Here is a 3,214-nt window from a genome sequence, read left to right on the forward strand (position 1 = left end):
TGCTTCGAATTAAACCACATGCTCCACCGCTTGTGCGGGCCCCCGTCAATTCCTTTGAGTTTCAATCTTGCGATCGTACTCCCCAGGCGGAGTGCTTAATGCGTTAGCTGCAGCACTGAAGGGCGGAAACCCTCCAACACTTAGCACTCATCGTTTACGGCATGGACTACCAGGGTATCTAATCCTGTTTGCTACCCATGCTTTCGAATCTCAGCGTCAGTTACAGACCAGAAAGCCGCCTTCGCCACTGGTGTTCTTCCATATATCTACGCATTCCACCGCTACACATGGAGTTCCACTTTCCTCTTCTGCACTCAAGTTTACCAGTTTTCGAAGCACTTCCTCGGTTGAGCCGAGGGCTTTCACTTCAAACTTAATAAACCGCCTACATTCTCTTTACGCCCAATAAATCCGGACAACGCTTGCCACCTACGTATTACCGCGGCTGCTGGCACGTAGTTAGCCGTGGCTTTCTGGTTGAATACCGTCAGTACGTGAACAGTTACTCTCACATATGTTCTTCTTCAACAACAGAGTTTTACGATCCGAAAACCTTCTTCACTCACGCGGCATTGCTCCATCAGACTTTCGTCCATTGTGGAAGATTCCCTACTGCTGCCTCCCGTAGGAGTTTGGGCCGTGTCTCAGTCCCAATGTGGCCGATTACCCTCTCAGGTCGGCTACGTATCATCGCCTTGGTGAGCTATTACCTCACCAACTAGCTAATACGCCGCGGGTCCATCCAGAAGAGATAGCAAAACCATCTTTTAAACAAAGATCATGTGATCTAAGTTGTTATGCGGTATTAGCACTTGTTTCCAAATGTTATCCCCCACTTCTGGGCAGGTTACCCACGTGTTACTCACCCGTCCGCCACTCACCAAGATCTGAATCAAGAAGCAAGCTTCAATCAACAGTTTGGTTCGTTCGACTTGCATGTATTAGGCATGCCGCCAGCGTTCGTCCTGAGCCAGGATCAAACTCTCATATTAAAAGTTTGTGACTCATAAATAAAAATACTAGCGAATTGACTTCGTTGTAAATCCAACAAATAAATGTTGGCCTACACAATTTTAGTGTTAAAACTTTGTTCAGTTTTCAAAGGTCTACCAGTTGTTAATTAACTTAACAGCTTAATTATCATATCATCTAAATGATATGATGTCAACAAGAAAATTGATTTAACAATGTTTCTTGTTGATAAGTCATCTTCAAGCGACAACTTAGTAATAATACCATTTTATCATTATCTCTGTCAACAACTAATTTCAATCGTTTGAATTGGTCTAGTTGGTAACTTACGAGACAACGTATATTAGAATACCAATCTCAGAACGATACGTCAACAAAAATATGCAAATAATTTGTAGGTTTTTTTAAAGACAAATATTAATATATTCTGGAACTTCAATGTTACCCGACGGCCGTGTGTTCCCTATAAATCAATCACATATTATTCGGATTATTTTACAGGTGACGTAATCAAATTCTGAGTAATCCATTTAAATATATAATTAAGATTCAGACTTTTAACTATTATGAATTCCATTCTTCTAACAAATGTATCATATTGACCTTCATAAAACATATTGGTAACTCGAATATCTTCATATTAAATCGAAAGCAACTCCATTTCTATCTATAATATCCAAATACATACATATAGAAAGCCTTATTGGATTCAATATACATAACTGTACGTAAAGAACGCTATTCGAAAAAGGCATTTCCCTATATTATTGATTATTCTACTGTAATTAGTAATACAAATCTCAATTACTAGCAACGGCCATTATAAACACTTTTAATATACGATTGAATACACAGCACTTTATAGTAATCCAAGGTTTACAAAGTTAAGATAGTTTTTCATCATCTGTTCAAGTAAATATCCGGAACCTCTGTATCTTCAACTAATCGATTTAAATCCTCAAGGTACTGAATCGTGTTATCAAAAATAATGGGATCATCATTCACAGAAACCTTATATTCATAATACTGTCTCCAGTCGGAGTAATTACAACAGAATTTCATTATACGCAACATCTCCGGCAACAATCAATCATCTGAAATTCAACAGCTAGTTATATTGTGAGTATCGGTAAAACTGTTTTTAATAATTTCAATCAAATAACTTTTCTAAATCAAAATTATCGTTAACTCCGCCATCGCCTTAGTAACTTATCTGCATGCAGAATTTCTATCACTGCGGGTATTCCATCCACTGTAGTTTTCATAATAATGATCTTTACACCTGAAAAAAATTCTTTAATCACATTAACCTAAAGAGGTGGTCCATACATGAGTTATATAAATATATTCAAGATTGATCTTATACCTCTTGATCCAAACAACTCTTGATTAATATCTTCAGTCATAGATATATCGACCAATACAATCCCCCTTTACCACCATAAATAAGAATGAACTATTCGTAATCATTCTAATTTTTTAATTCCAGTTGACACCTTAACTAAGGATTTATCTATCCTCAATAAATGACTCAAAGTAATATTTTGATTTACAGATCATTTCTATGGCGACTTTGAATTCACCAAAGTATTCTCCGTTAAAAAGAAGTCTACAATCACAGTTCTGATATAACAATAAGCATATCCGAAAATAATAATGAATTTATGACATACAAAACATATTGTTGAATGGAACGGACAAAAATTTTGAAAAGATCACTATAGATAAAATGATTGATATTAATCGCAAATTTTTCTATTTGTACTATATTAATACTTTTGCACTACTATCGGAATCTTAATTTTTTATTAAAGACTCTAAAAACTGCAATGGATAATGATTTTACAATTAGTAAATTTAAAACAAATAATAATATATAAATAAAAATTATTGTTGGAATTACATTGAGTACAGAATGGTATTGTGTGATTCCAGATTATCTAAGATCCTAAAAATATGAGTAGAAATCATATGATATGTTTAAATAACTCAGTTGATAACTAATTTATACGGCCCAATTATTAGTTTTATATATAAGTAAAAAAGAGACCGGTCGAGTGATTCGCTAGAATCATCTTGACTGGTCTCTTCTATTATTGGATGTGCCTCCAAGCATTGAAAATGCTTGAGGACACAAAAAAAGAAACCAACCATTTGGTTGATTCCTTACCATTAGCGTGGCAGCTACCTATCCTCGCGGGTAGTTTCCCACCAACTACTTTCGGCGTGGAGAAGCTTAACT

The 3,214-nt window shown here is 35.7% G+C and carries 1 rRNA gene; it reads right to left on the bottom strand.

Annotated elements, in window-relative coordinates:
• A 16S ribosomal RNA gene (locus ATN92_RS15115) occupies positions 1-992 on the bottom strand; the annotation flags it as partial.
• Between the last annotated feature and the right edge of the window lie 2,222 nt (positions 993-3,214).

The sequence above is a fragment of the Companilactobacillus bobalius genome (assembly GCF_009764355.1).